11 protein-coding genes are annotated in these 14,872 nt (G+C 72.9%); 4 read left to right on the forward strand and 7 right to left on the reverse strand.

Going from position 1 to position 14,872, the window contains the following annotated elements; all coding sequences use genetic code 11:
* Positions 1 to 79: 79 nt before the first annotated feature.
* The gene (locus ACIBAG_RS41675; RefSeq protein ID WP_399112816.1) at positions 80 to 1,489 is read right to left on the reverse strand and encodes an ROK family transcriptional regulator; all 1,410 of its coding nucleotides are present in this window, start codon (positions 1,487 to 1,489) and stop codon (positions 80 to 82) included.
* Positions 1,490 to 1,650: 161 nt separating this feature from the next.
* On the opposite strand from ACIBAG_RS41675, the gene ACIBAG_RS41680 reads away from it, so the two are divergent.
* Positions 1,651 to 2,862, forward strand: a complete 1,212-nt coding sequence (locus ACIBAG_RS41680; protein ID WP_399112818.1) for an MFS transporter — start codon at positions 1,651 to 1,653, stop codon at positions 2,860 to 2,862.
* Positions 2,863 to 3,012: 150 nt separating this feature from the next.
* Here the strand turns inward: ACIBAG_RS41680 and ACIBAG_RS41685 are convergent, their stop codons facing one another.
* The 4 genes from ACIBAG_RS41685 to ACIBAG_RS41700 form a co-directional block, all read right to left on the reverse strand.
* Complete coding sequence (locus ACIBAG_RS41685; RefSeq protein ID WP_399112820.1) at positions 3,013 to 4,239, reverse strand: glycosyltransferase; 1,227 nt, start codon at positions 4,237 to 4,239, stop codon at positions 3,013 to 3,015.
* A 23-nt stretch (positions 4,240 to 4,262) separates the two neighbouring features.
* Entirely contained in the window at positions 4,263 to 5,105 is an 843-nt protein-coding gene (locus ACIBAG_RS41690) for an alpha/beta fold hydrolase (protein WP_399112822.1), read from the reverse strand.
* Between the two features lie 88 nt (positions 5,106 to 5,193).
* A complete protein-coding gene (locus tag ACIBAG_RS41695) occupies positions 5,194 to 5,862 on the reverse strand; it encodes a DUF4097 family beta strand repeat-containing protein (protein WP_399112823.1) in 669 nt (222 codons plus the stop codon).
* 139 nt (positions 5,863 to 6,001) lie between these two features.
* A complete protein-coding gene (locus ACIBAG_RS41700) occupies positions 6,002 to 7,060 on the reverse strand; it encodes a GNAT family N-acetyltransferase (RefSeq protein ID WP_399112825.1) in 1,059 nt (352 codons plus the stop codon).
* Positions 7,061 to 7,156: 96 nt separating this feature from the next.
* Between ACIBAG_RS41700 and ACIBAG_RS41705 the strand changes: the two genes are divergently transcribed.
* Entirely contained in the window at positions 7,157 to 10,012 is a 2,856-nt protein-coding gene (locus ACIBAG_RS41705) for an AAA family ATPase (protein WP_399112827.1), read from the forward strand.
* Positions 10,013 to 10,089: 77 nt separating this feature from the next.
* Here ACIBAG_RS41705 and ACIBAG_RS41710 read toward each other — a convergent pair whose 3' ends face one another.
* Positions 10,090 to 11,235, reverse strand: coding sequence for a glycoside hydrolase family 6 protein (locus tag ACIBAG_RS41710; protein ID WP_399112907.1), 1,146 nt, complete (start codon positions 11,233 to 11,235; stop codon positions 10,090 to 10,092).
* A 173-nt stretch (positions 11,236 to 11,408) separates the two neighbouring features.
* Between ACIBAG_RS41710 and ACIBAG_RS41715 the strand changes: the two genes are divergently transcribed.
* Together ACIBAG_RS41715 and ACIBAG_RS41720 are read left to right on the forward strand one after the other, a co-directional pair.
* Positions 11,409 to 12,095, forward strand: a complete 687-nt coding sequence (locus ACIBAG_RS41715) for a DUF5995 family protein (RefSeq protein ID WP_399112828.1) — start codon at positions 11,409 to 11,411, stop codon at positions 12,093 to 12,095.
* A 98-nt stretch (positions 12,096 to 12,193) separates the two neighbouring features.
* Positions 12,194 to 13,123, forward strand: a complete 930-nt coding sequence (locus tag ACIBAG_RS41720) for an LLM class F420-dependent oxidoreductase (RefSeq protein ID WP_399112829.1) — start codon at positions 12,194 to 12,196, stop codon at positions 13,121 to 13,123.
* Between the two features lie 13 nt (positions 13,124 to 13,136).
* On the opposite strand, the gene ACIBAG_RS41725 is transcribed toward ACIBAG_RS41720, so the two are convergent.
* On the reverse strand, positions 13,137 to 14,855 hold the full coding sequence (locus ACIBAG_RS41725; RefSeq protein ID WP_399112831.1) for a flavin monoamine oxidase family protein: 1,719 nt from the start codon (positions 14,853 to 14,855) through the stop codon (positions 13,137 to 13,139).
* Positions 14,856 to 14,872: the final 17 nt, after the last annotated feature.

The raw sequence follows: 14,872 nt of genomic DNA on the forward strand, positions 1-14,872 counted from the left end.
GCGGTGGGTCGGTGGGTCGGCGGTCGGCTGGTCCGGTCGCACCGCGATCCGACGGCACAGCGTCCCAGCACTCCGCAGCTCATCGATCCGGCGGCGTGAACAGCTCGTCCTGTGCGGCGTCCCGCGCCGTGAGCAGCGCCCCGCGCAGGACGGCGCCGCCGCCCAGGCCGCCGGCCCGCACCACGGTCGCCAGCGGCGACATCCGCCGGGTCCGCTCCTCCACCCGCCGGGCGAGTTCCTCCCCGCCTGCCCGCCCGACCTCGCCGCCGAGGACCACGCAGCCCGGGTCGAGGACGGCGACGACGGAGGCGACGCCGATGGCGAGGCGGTCGGCCAGGGCGTCAAGGAAGCGGGAGGCGGACGCCGGGGCGTCGAGCGGACCGGGCGACGGTGTGGTGCCGGCCGTGCCGGCCGTGCGGGACATGCGGGACATGCGGGACGCGGTGGATGCGTCCGGCGCCCCTACCCGCGACGTGCGCGCATCCCCGTCCACCGACCCTGCCCGCTGCCCACGCCCATCCCCGTCCGCGGCCCCTCCCCGCTCCGCGCCCGCACACCCGTCCGCCGTCCCGTCGCCACCCGCCGCGACCAGCGCCACCGCGTCCCTGACCACGCCGGCGGCCGGCGGCTCGTGCACGGTGACGTCCTCGGCGGTCAGCCCGTACGCCGCCGCCAGTTCCACGATCGCCGCCGACCCCGCCAGCGAGTGGAACCCGCCCTCGCAGTCCACCGCCGACGGCAGTCCCGTCGTCCCCGGCACCGGCAGGAACCCGATCTCCCCGGTGCCGCCGGAGGCCCCGCGGCGCAGGGCACCGTCGAGGACCACGGCCGCGCCCGTGCCGTGGCCCAGCCACAGGAGCACGAAGGTGTCCCGGTCGCGGGCGACCCCGTCGCGCTGTTCCGCGAGGGCGGCCAGGTTGGTCTCGTTCTCGACGTTGACGCGGGCCTCGGGGAGCCGTTCCTGCAGGGCCGCCACCAGTCGGCGGTGCCATGCGGGCAGGCCCGAGGAGTCCCGCAGTTCGCCGGTCGCGGGGTCGATCAGACCGGGCGCGCCGATGCCCACCGTGTGGAGCCGGTCCGCCCCCGCCTCCTTCACGACCCGCTCCACCAGCGCCACCGCCTGCTCCACGGCGGGCCCGGTCCCCGTGTCGCCGCGGATCGGTACCGACGCCTCGGCGAGCACGGCCCCGACCAGGTCGGACACCACCACCGAGACGCCCTCGGTACGGACGTCCAGCGCCGCCAGATGGGCTCGGCCGGCGACGATGCCGTACAGCTTGGCGTTGGGCCCGCGCCGCTGCTCCCCCGCCTCCCCGACCACCTCGATCAGGCCGGCGCCCGTGAGGCGTTCGACGAGGTCGGCGACGGTCGGCCGGGACAGACCGGTCAGCTGCTTCAACTGCGCTGCCGTCAACGGGCCCTCCTGCTGCAGCAGTCGTAGGGCGAGCCGGTCGTTGATGGCCCGGGCGGTGCTCGGGGATGCGGGCATGCCGGGATCCTTCCAGATCGGCGGGATTGGGCGGCGGGGGCGGCCGGAGGTACGGCGGCGGGTGGCCGTGGAGGCACTCTATCTATCAGGCAGGGTTCCTGATAGTTTACGCGCGGCTCGGACGAGAAGCTCGGCAAGCGAGGAACGGGAGGGGCCGGACAATGAGTGAGGTGGTCTACGACCCGCGCGAGCTGCGGCGCGCCCGGTACGCCGTGGCGGCCGTCTTCGCCGTGCACGGTGCCGTCACCGGCTCCTTCGCGACGCGGGTGCCGTGGATCCAGGACCATGCCGGCGTCAGCGCGGGCCAACTCGGGCTCGCGCTCGCCTTCCCCGCGCTCGGCGCGTCCGTGGCGATGCCGCTGGCGGGCAGCATCAGCCACCGGTTCGGCGCCCGCAACGCCCTGCGCGGACTGATCGCCCTGTGGACACTCGCGCTCGTCCTGCCCGCACTCGCCCCCAACCTGCTGACCCTCTGCCTCGCCCTGTTCGTCTACGGCGCCACGGCGGGCATGGCGGACGTGGCGATGAACGCCCTCGGCGTCGAGGTCGAGAACCGGCTGGACCGGTCGATCATGTCCGGGCTGCACGGGATGTGGAGCGCCGGCGCCCTGATCGGCTCGGCGGCCGGCACGCTCGCGGCCCACCTGGGCTCGGACGCCCGGCTGCACCACGCGCTCGCGGCGGCGGCCCTCACCTTCCTCGGCGTGCTGGCCTGCCGGTGGGTGCTCGACCTGCAGCCCGCCGAGGACGAGGAGCCGCCGCCCCGGTTCGCGCTGCCGCCCAAGTCGGCGCTGCTCATCGGCGCGGTCGGGTTCTGCGCGGTCTTCGCGGAGGGCGCGAGCCTGGACTGGTCGGCGGTGTATCTGCGGGACCAGTTGGACACCTCGGCCGGTCTCGCGGCCGCCTGCACGACCGGGTTCACCCTCACCATGGCGATCGCCCGGCTCGCCGGCGACAAGGTGGTGGACCGCTATGGCGCCGTACGCACGGTCCGGTTCAGCGGCATCCTCGCCACGCTCGGCGGACTGCTCATCGTCGTCTCGGACGTGCCGGCCCTGGCGATGACCGGGTTCGCGCTGCTGGGTCTGGGCATCGCCGTGGTCGTGCCGCTGTGCTTCGCGGCGGCGGGACGCAGCGGCCCCAACCCCTCGCTGGCCATAGCGGGTGTCGCGACGATCACGTACACGTCGGGGCTCGTCGCCCCGAGCGCGATCGGCGGGATCGCCCAGGCCACCAGTCTGATGGTGTCGTTCTGCCTGGTCACCCTGCTCTCGTCGGGGCTGGTCGGGTTCGCGCGGGTCCTGCGCGCCGGTGACCGCGACCGCCCGAAGGTCAGCCGACCGGACGCAGCAGTTCCCGACCCGCGACCCTGAAGCCCGCACTCCACAGCATCTGAAGCCCGCACCAGCACAGCATTGGACAGGCTCCGGCGTACGGAGCGATGATCCGGCCTGACGAACGGCTCCCGGCTTGGCGCGCACTCCCGCCCTGCGGTGGGGCGGGAGCGGGACCGGGTGGGTCCGTCAGGCCAGTTCGCCGAAGCCCTCAAGGAGGAGCTTGGCGGTCTTCTCCGCGCCGTCGGTGCGGATGGCGGTCGCCAACTCCCTTGCTGCGGCGGTGGTCTGGGAAGACAGGGCCGTTGCCAGGGCGGCCGACAGGGACTCCAGGGTCGGGACCGGGCCGTCGTGGGCCGCGCCGACGCCCAGGGTGGCCACCCGGCCTGCCCAGTACGGCTGGTCCACCAGCTGGGGAACCACCACCTGGGGCACACCCGCCCTCGCTGCCGTCGTGGTGGTGCCCGCCCCTCCGTGGTGGACGACGGCGGCCACGCGCGGGAACAGCGCCTGGTGGTTCGTCTCCCCTGTGGCCAGACAGTCGTCCTGGTCGTCGATCAGCGCCAGGTCGGCCCAACCCCGGGAGACGAGCACACGGCGGCCCTGTGCGCGTACCGCCTCCATGGCCACCCGGGCGGCGTCGGATGAACCCTGCATGGCCATGCTGCCGAAGCCCACGTACACCGGCGCTTCCCCGGCCTCCAGGAAGTCCTCGACATCGGCGGGGAGCGGGCGCTCGTCCGGCTGGACCCAGACTCCGGTCTGTACGACGTCGAGCTCCGCCGGCTCCTGCCACGGTCCGAGCACCGGGTCCGCGGCCAGCAGGGGCCGACGGGTGATCGCGTAATCGCGGACGCTGTCCAGGGGCGGCAGCCCCACCTCCTCCCTGAAGGCGGTGAGTCCGGGGCCGTAGACCGCGTTCTGGCCCTCGACGTCCAGGTCCCACAGCGTCCGGTTGTCGGTGACTCCCTCGGGGAGGGGACGGCCTGGCAGCGGGTACGGCGGGTGGTGCGGCGACGGCAGCATGCCGGGGAAGTAGGACACGTACGCGAACCGCAGCCCCAGCTTCCCGGCCGCCGTCCTGGCTCCGGCCACTGCCGGGAACAGACCGGTCGCGACCACCGTGTCCGCTCCCCCGGCGGCGACGGTCACCGCCTCGTACTGCGCGGCGGCCAGCACCGCCACCCGCTCGGTCATGGAGGGCGCGGCCGTGGAGTTCACCCCCGCCGCCAGCGCACGGATCGACAGACGGACCGGCACCATCTCCACCCCGACGCCGGCCAGCCGCTCGGCGAACTCCGCGTCCTCGGGCGCGCACACCCGCACCTCGGCCCCGAGCCCACGCAGCGCGATCGCCAGAGCCACCATCGGCTCGACGTCCCCGCGCGATCCGTAAGACGACAGCACCACTCGCATGTGGCAGTTCCCCCTTCGTCCGATCAAGCGATGTTCGCTGAATCTGCTTCTTCGTGGGTGGCACGGTTCGTGTTCTGCACGGCGATGCCTGCGAGCTCACGGACCGCGTCGGCGACGGCGCGGTAGTCGTTGCGCAGGATCTTGGAGTGGTTGCTCGGGACTTTCTTGCTGACGCGGATGTTCGGGTTGCGGGCCAGTATCGGGTCGAGGTTGGCGCGCAGCTGTTCCATCGTCTTCGCGTCGGCACCCAGGTTGCCGCCGGTGGCGATCACGTACCTGACCGGTGCGCTCACCCGGTCGAGGACCGGTTCGAGAGCGGCGGGTGCGCACAGCTCGTTGGCTTCGAGGTTGATCTCCGCATGCTGACCGGCGCTCATCCGTGCGGCCAGGCCGAGCCGGCGGGCGATCGGGAACAGCGGGCTCAGTCGGCGGAACAGCTTGCGGACCTGTTCCCGGGTGTTGTCGTCGAGCCACTCGCTCGGCAGCGCGCCGTCCACGGGCACCACTGCCTGGACGCGGTCGGGGTTGCGGGCGGCCCAGTGCACCGCGATCAGCGCTCCGTAGGACCAGCCCACCAGGATCGGACGCTCTACGCCCCTTGTCCTGAGGACGGCGTCGAGGTCGCGGATGCACGCCTCGAACGAGTAGTCCGCCGATGGCTTCGACTCGCCGCGGGCACGCTCGTCGTAGGTGATGTGCCGGAAGTCGCCTCCGAGGTCGGTGATGACGCGTCGCCAGTGCGTCCGGTCGGCGTAGGAGCCGTTCAGGTAGACCACGGGACGGCCGCTCCCACCGGTGTCGGTGACGGCCAGGGCGGTGTCGTCGACCGGGAGCATGCCGGTCCAGGCGGAGTGCTCGATGGTCATGGCGTTCCTCCGGGTCAGGAGTGGATCAGGAGTGGTGGGCGGCGCGTCCGCCACAGGAAGTGCGGCCGCTGTTCGGGACGGGGGCTCCTCAGGCGCTGCGGGCGGTGATGTCGCCGTGGCTGGTGGTGGCATGGACCGCCAGGCCAGCGGCGCCGTCGGTGTTTTTGAGGGTGTTGTGGATGCGGCCGTGGGCGGTGCCGGCGTCGAGGGTGGCGGAGACTCCGCGGGCGGCACCGACGGTGATGTCGCCGGACCCCGTGCGCAGCGTGACCGTGCCGTGGACGGCCTCGGTGATGTGGAGGTCGCCCTCCTGGGTGCTGATGTCGGCGGAGCCCCCCAGGCGGCCGACCGTGATGTCGCCGGCCTGGAGGGTGAGTCGGGCACTCGCCGTCTCGTCGAGTGTGACCGTGCCCTGCGCGGCCTCGAAGGTGACGTCGCCGAGGCGTCCGACGCCGCTGAGTTCGCCGGCGGCGGTCTTCGCCTCGACGCGGGAGCCGGCGGGCAGCTGCACCACGACCTCGATCGCCCCCGAATGGCCGAGGATCCGGTTCTTCGCGGCCGGGCCCTCGATCCGCAGGACGCCGTCCCCGCGGGCGACTTCGGTCTCCTTGGCCGCCCTCACGTCGCGGCTTTCGGAGGTGTCCGCGGGCAGGACCTCGACCGTGGTGTCGGCACGGTCGGCGGCGATGAACCGTATGTGTCCCGCGGGAACGTCGACGATGACGGAGACCGGGGCGGGGGTGTCGAACTTCTGCATGATGTTCTCCTCCGGAGGAACGGGTCGCGGTTCAAGGCACGGACCGGGCCGAGGAACGGACCGCGGATCGGACCGCGGATCGGACCGCGGATCGGACCGCGGATCGGGTCCTGGATCAGGCTGGGGATCAAGGCGTGGATCAGTTCACGGCCAGATCGAGCTGGAACTCGCGCGTGCGCCGGTAGCCGCGGAAACCAAGCTTCCGGTTGACGGCCACCATGTGGACGTTGTCCTCGGCGTTGTCGGTCTCGACCTCGGTGACACCGGGGTGTTCGGCGCGCAGCCGACGCACCATCGCGGCCTTCAGCCACAGCCCCAGACCGTGCCCGCGGTGCGCCGGCACGACCGCGGTGTCGTACTGCTGGGCCCGCGGCGACGTGCCGTGCGGGAGGACGATCTCGGTGTAGCCGGCCATCGTGCCGTCGTCGTGGAGGGCGGCGACGGTCAGGAGCGTGTCCCCGCGGCCCCCGACGACGCGGGCCATCTCGCGGACGCGGTCGGCGTCCCACTCGACGTGCCCGTAGTCCACGCCTCCCATGGGCATGTCGTTCATCGCGTTCTTGGCGGAGGCGAAGGCCGCGGCGAGGTCGTCGGGGACAGTGCCGGTCCAGCCGGTGAGCCGGTAGCCGGGGTGTTCGGCGTCGGCTACGCGCCGGATCGCGTCCTGGTCCAGCCGATCGAGCTCCAGGATCAGGTGGTCGAGGGTCAGCACCGGCTTGAAGTGCCACCGCTCGGCGAATGCCTCGCCCGGGCCGTCGGCGCCGGTCGCGACGACCAGGCTTCGGCGGTTCTCCGTACGGCAGGCTGCGACGACGGCCGACAGCAGGCGGGATCCGGTGCCCCGGCGGCGGTGTTCGGGGGTGACGTGCAGTTCCAGCTCGGCCAGGTGCTCCTGTCCGGGCTGGGTGAACAGCCGCAGCCCGGCGACGGCGACGGCGGTGCCGTCCTCGTCCGTCGCCATCCAGGTGAGTCGCTGGCTGCCCAGGGCGGGCTTGGTGAGCTGGGCGTGGATCTGCCCGGGGCCGGGCGGCGGAACGTCCGGCAGATCGTGGGCCATCGAGGCGGCGACGACCTGATGCCAGGCGGTTGCCTGGGTGACAGTGATGCGGTGGAGGGGAGTGATGTGCGCGTGTGCGGCCAAGGCGGCGGCTCCTGTGACGGGCGGGATCGGGGTGACCGAGACGGTCGGGGTGTTCAACTCCAGCGAAGGTAGGTCCGGTTGACGGACCCACACATCGGTCGGCGTGACGTAATCCGACGCCGGTAGATCGTGAACGTTGGGTAGGTTGACCGCATGTTGTACGGGCGGGGGACAGAACAGGACCGGATCGATCAGTTGCTCGTGCGTGCCCGAGAGGGCGAGAGCGGTGCGCTGGTGATCCATGGCGAGGCCGGCATCGGCAAGACGGCTCTGCTGGCGTACGTCGCCGAGGCCGCCGGAACCGCCCGCGTACTGCGGACCGTGGGCATCGAGTCGGAGATGGAGCTGCCGTACGGCGGCCTGCACCAGCTGCTGTGGCCCGTGACCGACCGGCTCGACCGGCTCCCGGACGCGCAGGCCACCGCTCTGAAGGCGGCCCTCGGACTCGCCGGCCAGTCGGTGAGCGACCGCTTCGCCGTGGGAACGGCGGTGCTGGCGATCCTCACGGAGGCCGTCGGCGGCGACGACCCGCTCCTGTGTCTGATCGACGACGCGCAATGGCTGGACCAGGCGTCCTTGGACGCCCTGGCGTTCGCGGCACGCCGGCTGCACACCGAGGGTGTGGTGATGCTGTTCGCCGTCCGCGACGGGGTTCCCGGCGGCCGGATCGCGGGCCTGCCGACCCTACGGCTGAGCGGACTCGACACCGGGGCCGTCGACGCCCTTCTCACCGACCGGGCCGGCGACCTGCCGCCCCACGTACGGGACCGGATCGTCGAACAGGCACAGGGCAATCCGCTGGCGCTGCTCGAACTGCCCGCGGCGCTCACCGACGAACAGCGCGGGGGCCGGTTGAGTCCGGTCACCCTTCCGGCCGGGCTGTCCTCACCCGCCGGCCGCATCCAGGAGTCCTTCCAGGGCCACATCCGCCGGCTGCCCGAGGCCACCCGGGCGATGCTGCTGGTGGCCGCCGCCGACGACACGGGCGACCTCGACCTGGTCCTGCGTGCCTCGGCCCGCTTCGGCGCGACGCCGGCGGACCTGGAGCCGGCCGAACGCGCCACGCTCGTCGTGCTGACCGAGCACACCCTGTCCTTTCGCCACCCCCTCGTCAGGTCGGCCACCTACCAGGACGCCGCCCTGGCACGCCGGCTCGCCGCCCACCAGGCGCTGGCCGACGCGCTGGAGGGCGACTCCGGCGGCGACCGGCAGGCCGACCGTCGGGCCTGGCACCAGGCCGCCGCCACCACCGGGACGGACGAGCGGGTCGCGGACGAGATGGTGGCCGCCGCGCAGCGGGCCGGCGGCCGGCAGGGCACGGCCGCCGCTTCGGCCGCGTACGAACGTGCGGCGCAGCTCACGGCGGACGCGGCCAGACGGGCCCGGCTACTGGCGGCGGCGGCCTTCACAGCGGCGGAGGCCGGGCAGTTCGCCCGTACGGCGGCCCTGACCGACCGGATCAACGCGCTCGCCCTCGACCCGGAAACGCTCGCCGACTTCGCCCGGGTCCGGGCCATCGTCGAACTGGACCGCGGATCACCGGGCGAGGCCACCCGCATACTCCTCGCCTGCGCGGACCGGATCGGCGCCAGCGGCGACCTCCCCGCCCTCCTCGCGGAGGCCGTCCAGGCAGCGCACTCCTGCGGCGACCCGCGCCTCCTGGCCGAGGTGGCGGCCCGAATTCCCGACTCGCCGGAGTACGCGGTGATGCGCGCCATGACGGCGCTGTCCCCTGCCGAAGCGCCGGAGTCCCCGGACGCGGCGGGTGCCGTGGACGTGGCGGGTGTCCTGAGCACGGAAGGCGCTCGGGCCGCGGCAGGCGTGCCGGCCGCGACGTGTACCCCGGCGGCCAAGGCTGTCCCCGTGGCTGCCGCAGCCGGATTCGCCGAGCGGATCGCCGCCGGGGCGTACGCCCAGCGGCTCGCCGCCATGGGCACCACGTACGAGATCGCCGCCGCGTGCGTGCGGGACTGCCGCGCCCAGGACGTCGTCGGCTGGCTCCATACCGCGCTGCACCTGCTCGCCGAGGCCCAACTGGCCCTGGGGCGCTACGACGAGGCGCAGGTCTCCGCCGAGGAGGGCCTCGCGATCGCAGAGGAGTACGGCCGCCACCACCGGGGCACGTACCTGCGGGCGACCTTGGCGACGCTCGCCGCCCTGCGTGGTGAGCAGGACCGGTGCGCCGGCCTCGCCGAGGCGGCCCTGGAGCGCGCCGACGCCCACGGCATCGCGCTGGCCGGAGCCCACGCTCAGCGGGCCCTGGGCCTGCTCGACCTCGGGTGCGGCCGGGCGGAGAGCGCGCTCGCCCATCTGGAGGCGGCGAGCGCCCGGGTGGGCCATCCGGCGTTGTCGGCCTGGCTGTTGCCCGATCTCGTCGAGGCAGCGGTGCGGGCCGGCCGCGCGGACCGGGCCGCCGAGCCGTTGACCCGTCTCTCCGAGTGGGTGACCGCATCGAACCGCCCGGCGGCGTTCGCCCTGCTCCACCGCTGCCGGGCGCTGACCTGCCCCGACGATCAACCCGGCGAGGCCGAGCGGCACTTCGCCGACGCCCTGCGCCGTCACGATGAGAACCACGACAAAGGGCGCAACGACGAGGGCCGTCCCTTCGAGCGGGCCCGTACCGAGCTGCTGTACGGCGAGTGGCTGCGCCGCGCACGTCGCCGCACCGACGCCCGGCGCCACCTCCGTGCCGCCCTCGAAGCCTTCGAGGCCCTGGACGCCCGGCCCTGGGCCACCCGCGCCCGCACCGAACTCCAGGCCATCGGCGAGCAGTTCGGCCCGGACGACCGGGCGGACACCCCACTGGCCCGGCTCAGCCCGCAGGAACGCGAGGTCGTCCGGCTCGCCGCCACCGGCGCCACCAACCGCGAGATCGCCACCCAGCTCTTCCTGAGCCCTCGCACAGTCGGCCACCACCTCTACCGCGCATTCCCCAAGCTCGGCATCACCTCCCGTACCGAACTCCCGCAGCTGCTGCCCCAGGACGCCGAAACCGACCAAGGTCTCTGACCTGGCTCAGGTGGTGGAGGCCCGCCCCTGCGGGACTCGTGGCGTCGGGGATACTCCGCAACCTCTGGGCACGCTGCTCAGCGCGCCAAGTCGTAGGCGTACGACGCCGTGAAGGTCCCCGGCTTCCCCCTGCACCCGTCCGACTCCCCCGGCAGCTTCACCCACAGGTAGCCGTCGATCCGCGCCTCCCCCGTGGCGAGCGTCGGCGCCCGGCCCAGCTTGCGGCCCACCGGATCGCACCACTCGCCGTCGGCCGGGGCGCCGGCGCCGTTGCGGCTGGTGTCGATGACGGCGCCCAGGCTCGCGGGGCCGCCGAGGGCGTCGAGGACCTGTCGGTCGTAAGCGATCTCGGCGGCCGTGGTGTGGAAGTTGGAGACGTTGCTGAACACGCCGTCGGAGGACGCGGTCGAGGCGGCCCCCGCCTGCCGCAGCCACGCCGCCTGCTTGCCGGGCGCGTTCCACCCCGAGTGCCCGGCGTCGTAGTAGACGCGGGCCTTGGGGTTGGCGGCCTTCAGGACGCGGCCCGCGCGGGCCAGCGAGGCGAAGCGGTCGGCGCGTTCCGCGGCGGAGAGGCACTCCGACTGGGCGACGGAGTCGGGCTCCAGGACCACGATGACGTCGCCGGAGCCCAGCCCGGCGGCGAACCTGTCGATCCAGGCGTCGTACGCGTCGAGGTCGGGCGCCCCGCCCTCGGAGTGCCCGCCGCAGTCGCGGTCCGGGATCGCGTAGGGCACGACCACCGGCACCCGGCCCGACGCCGAACCGCCCGCGGTCACCGCGCGGACCCGGGCGGTGATGGTGGCCGGCGTGAAGTCGGCGAACCACACCGCGGCCGGCTGGGCGGCGATCCGGGACGCGATGACGGCGTGGCGCGGGTCGCCCGCGTTGTCGCGGACCCATGCGAGCACCTTGGAGTCGGGGTGGCGGTAGAGGCGGGCGGACACCACGGTCGGCTGCTGCTTCCTCTCGGTGGCGGTCGGCGACGGCGTGGGGCCGGCCTTCTTCTTCGGGGTCGGGGAAGCCGAGGTCGGAGAGGGAGAGGCCGGTGCCGGGGACTTCGTGGCGGACGGGGACGGCGGGGGCACGATCGGCGGGGACTGCAGGCTCGGTGAGCGCGTCACCTCGGGCGGGCCGGCCTCGTCGGAGCGTGCTCTGTCGTCGAGGGCGGACATCATGCCGGTCACGGTGCCGACGGCGACCACGACCGAGGCCGCCACGACCATGGCATGGCGCCGGGCCGCCCTCCTTCGCTCGGACCTGCGTGCGGCCAGCCGCTGGGCACGTAAGCCTGACACGGTCCCGCTCCCCCTCCCCCACAGCGAGCGCGTTCCCCCGTTCTGGGGAAGCGCCGGGCCCGCCGACACTCCGGTCAGCCTAAAGCTGGGACTCTGCCCCCATGGCGCAATGCGAACAATTCACCACACCCGTGGACGCGGTCGTCTCCCGTATGCGCGCCCTCGACGCGGCCCTGCCCGAGCGCGACGGGGTGGCGGTCTTCAACCGCGTCTACCTCACCGTCACGGAGGCGGTCGACCGGCACATCGACGGCGGCCGGTTCGCGGACGCGCGGGCGGCGATCACGCTGGACGTGCGGTTCGCGGAGCGGTATCTCGCGGCGGTGGAAGCGGCCGAGGACGAGCGTCGCCCACCGGCCTGCTGGCGGCCCCTGTTGCAGCTGCGCCGCCATCCGGGCGTACGACCGCTGCAGTTCGCGCTGGCGGGCATCAACGCGCACATCGGCCACGATCTGGCGCTCGCCGTGGTGGACGCCTGTCGTAGCCTCGGCTGCGAACCCGTCGAGCTGGAGGACGAGTTCGATCGGGTGGGTGATCTCCTCGTCTCGCTGGAGGAGCGCATCCGCGAAGATCTGATGCCGGGTCCCGACCTGCTCCAGATCGCCGACCCGCTCACGCATCTGCTCGGCTCCTGGAGCCTGGAGCGGGCCCGGGACGCCACCTGGTCGACGGCCCGGGCACTGTGGGCGCTGCGCGGACTCCCGGACTTCGCCGAGGAGTTCACCGAACGACTGGACGCGGCGGTGGGGTTCGCGGGACGCATGCTGCTCACGCCGCTGCCGGACTGATCCGGCCACGTCGCGTGCCGCGCCCTTCAGGTCCGCTGCCCCCGCGTTAGGTTGAGCGTTGAACTGCCACGGGCGAAACGACGCAAAGGAGCGTACGCATGGCCATCCGGCTGGGACTGCATCTCCCCCAAGCTCGGCAGTACGACATCGGACGCGATGTACCGGAGGTGGCGCGCGCCGCCGAGCAGATCGGCTACGACAGCCTGTGGGTGTACGAGCGTGCCCTCTTCCCGGAGCCCCAGACCCAGGGCCTGTACGGCGTCCCCGGGCTCCCCTGGCCCGACCACTACCGCGGAGTCCCGGATCCCCTGGTGACCCTGACCCTCGCGGTCACCGCGACCGAGCGGGTCGAACTCGGCACAGGTGTCCTGGTGGCCGGGCTGCACCACCCGTTCCGGCTGGCCAAGGCCCTCGCCACACTGGACTCGGCGAGCGGCGGCCGGCTGGTGGCGGGCCTCGGCACGGGCTGGTCGCTCGACGAGTACGCGGCCGCAGGCGTGGCCCCCTTCGAGGAGCGCGGCCGGGTCCTGGACGAGATCCTCGACGTCTGCCAGGCGGTGTGGGGCCCGGACCCGGTGACCTACGAGGGCGGCCTCACGAAGATCAACTCCTCCGTGGTCGGCCCCAAGCCCGCCCGGCCGATCCCCGTCCTGCTGGCGGCCACCAGCAAGAAGGCGATGACCCGGCTCGTCGACCGCGCCGACGGCTGGTTCCCCGTCGCCATGGGCGCCGACCAGCTCGCCACGGGCCTGCGCCAGGTGCGGGAGCTCGCGGCCGAGCGCGGCCGCACCGAGCCGCTCCGGACGGTGGCCCGGATCAACGCCCTGCACACACCCAAGGCGTACGACGGCGACGACCGCCAGCCCTTCCAGGGCAGCGTCGGCCAGATCGTCGAGGACCTCGCGGCCCATGCCGAGTCGGGCGTCGAGGAGTTCTACATCGACGTCCAGTGCACCTGCCGGGACGGCCAGGAGCTGAAGGACGTCGCCGCGGAGGTGTTCGAGGCGGTGCGGTCCGCCGGGATCTGAGCCCGGGCCTGGCTCAGTCCTCGGGCAGCTCGACGGGCGCGATCTCGTCGTAGACGTCGCCCGGGCCCGGGTTGCTCGCGTCCGTCGCCCCGCCGAAGTGGTGCATGACGCCCCAGACCGCGTTCAGCGCGGTCTGGACGGCGCCCTCGGCCCAGCCTGCCGTCCAGGAGATGTCGTCGCCGGCGAGGAAGATGCCCCGCTTGTCCTCGGGCAGCCGGTCCTGCATGAAGTGCGTGAACAGGCGCCGCTGGTAGCGGTAGTGGCCGGGCAGGTTGGCCTTGAACGCGCCCATGAAGTAGGGCTCGTTCTCCCAGGAGACCGTCACCGGGTTGCCGATGATGTGCTTGCGGATGTCGACCTTGGGATAGATCTCGCCGAGGGACTTCAGCATGACCTCCATCCGCTCGTTCGCGGACAGCGGCAGCCACTTCAGGCTGTCGTCGCACCAGGTGTACGACAGGCAGATCACGGCGGGCTTGTCCGGACCGTCGTCGAGCAGGTAGGTCCCGCGCGTCATCCGGTCGGTCAGCGTCATCGACATGACGTCCCGGCCGGTCGGATTTCCCCTGTCGTCGACGGCCTTGTCCAGCCAGAACGGCCGGTCGACCGGCACGAACAGCTTCGACGACTCCATGTAGTGGGTGCGCTCGATCGCCGTCCAGTGGTCGATCGGGAAGAGCGAGTCGTCGCAGGCGATCTTCGACAGCAGCATCCAGGACTGGGCGGTGAAGATCGCCGCCTGGTAGGTGCGGATGTCGCCGTCCGCGTCCGTCACGGTGATCCGGTTGCCGGCGGTGCGGTGCAGGCGGGTGACGGCCGGGCGGGGCCTGCCGTCGGCGTGCAGGGACTTCAGGGACGTCCCGTGGGCCCAGTGGACGATCTTCTCCGGCTCACGCTCCCACAGGCGCAGCGGCAGCTGCTGGGAGCCGCCGACGATGCCGCGGTGGTGGTCGTCGGCCTCGGTGTAGACGACGCGCAGGATCTCCAGGATGGAGTTCGGGAAGTCGGTGTCCCAGCCGCCGGTGCCGAAGCCGACCTGGCCGAAGATCTCGCGGTGCCGGAAGGACTTGAACGCCTCGGAGTCGCAGAGGAAGCCGTAGAAGGTCTGGTTGTCGAGCTTCTCGACGAGCTTCGCCCAGATCTCCCGGATGCGCGGCACGTCCCGCTCACGCATGGCCCGGTTCATGTCGGAGAAGTCGGCGCCCTCTTCGAGGCACTTGTTCCAGGCGTCGGCGACGTCCCGGTAGACCTGCGGAAGGTCGTCGATCGTCTCGGCGTAGTGGCTCTCGCCCTTGAGGTCGACGACCGTCGAAGGGGTCGCCTCGGCAAGGGGGTTGGGGAAGGGACGGGTCTGCAGGCCCACCAGGTCGATGTAGTGCTGCAGGGCCGTGGAGGACGGCGGGAAGCGCATCGCGCCCATCTCGGCCGTCAGACCCTCGGTGTTGGGGCCGTCGAAGCCGACGGTGCGCAGCCGGCCGCCGATCTCGTCGGCCTCGTACACGACCGGCTTGAGGCCCATCTTCATCAGCTCGTACGCGGCGACGATGCCGGACAGGCCGCCGCCGATGACCGCGACCTCGGTGCCGTGCTCGGTCGCGGGTATCTGGCCGAGGCCCGCCGGGTGGGCGAGGAAGTCGTCGTAGGCGTACGGGAAGTCCGGGCCGAACATGGTGATCGGCGGCTGCTGCTGCTCGTCGGTGTGCTCGACGGCGTTGGGCACCGTGGACGTCATGGGGTACGGACTCCTTG

This window comes from Streptomyces sp. NPDC051243 (genome assembly GCF_044455405.1).
In the GTDB taxonomy this organism is placed as follows: domain Bacteria; phylum Actinomycetota; class Actinomycetes; order Streptomycetales; family Streptomycetaceae; genus Streptomyces.

Excerpts from the sequence above, each read along its gene's own strand:
- ACIBAG_RS41720 (WP_399112829.1), top strand. The coding sequence starts at position 12,194 with ATGGCCATCCGGCTGGGACTGCATCTCCCCCAAGCTCGGCAGTACGAC.
- ACIBAG_RS41715 (WP_399112828.1), top strand. The coding sequence starts at position 11,409 with ATGGCGCAATGCGAACAATTCACCACACCCGTGGACGCGGTCGTCTCC.
- ACIBAG_RS41680 (WP_399112818.1), top strand. The coding sequence starts at position 1,651 with ATGAGTGAGGTGGTCTACGACCCGCGCGAGCTGCGGCGCGCCCGGTAC.
- ACIBAG_RS41710 (WP_399112907.1), bottom strand. The coding sequence starts at position 11,235 with ATGGTCGTGGCGGCCTCGGTCGTGGTCGCCGTCGGCACCGTGACCGGC.
- ACIBAG_RS41675 (WP_399112816.1), bottom strand. The coding sequence starts at position 1,489 with ATGCCCGCATCCCCGAGCACCGCCCGGGCCATCAACGACCGGCTCGCC.
- ACIBAG_RS41685 (WP_399112820.1), bottom strand. The coding sequence starts at position 4,239 with ATGCGAGTGGTGCTGTCGTCTTACGGATCGCGCGGGGACGTCGAGCCG.
- ACIBAG_RS41690 (WP_399112822.1), bottom strand. The coding sequence starts at position 5,105 with ATGACCATCGAGCACTCCGCCTGGACCGGCATGCTCCCGGTCGACGAC.
- ACIBAG_RS41695 (WP_399112823.1), bottom strand. The coding sequence starts at position 5,862 with ATGCAGAAGTTCGACACCCCCGCCCCGGTCTCCGTCATCGTCGACGTT.
- ACIBAG_RS41725 (WP_399112831.1), bottom strand. The coding sequence starts at position 14,855 with ATGACGTCCACGGTGCCCAACGCCGTCGAGCACACCGACGAGCAGCAG.
- ACIBAG_RS41705 (WP_399112827.1), top strand. The coding sequence starts at position 7,157 with ATGTTGTACGGGCGGGGGACAGAACAGGACCGGATCGATCAGTTGCTC.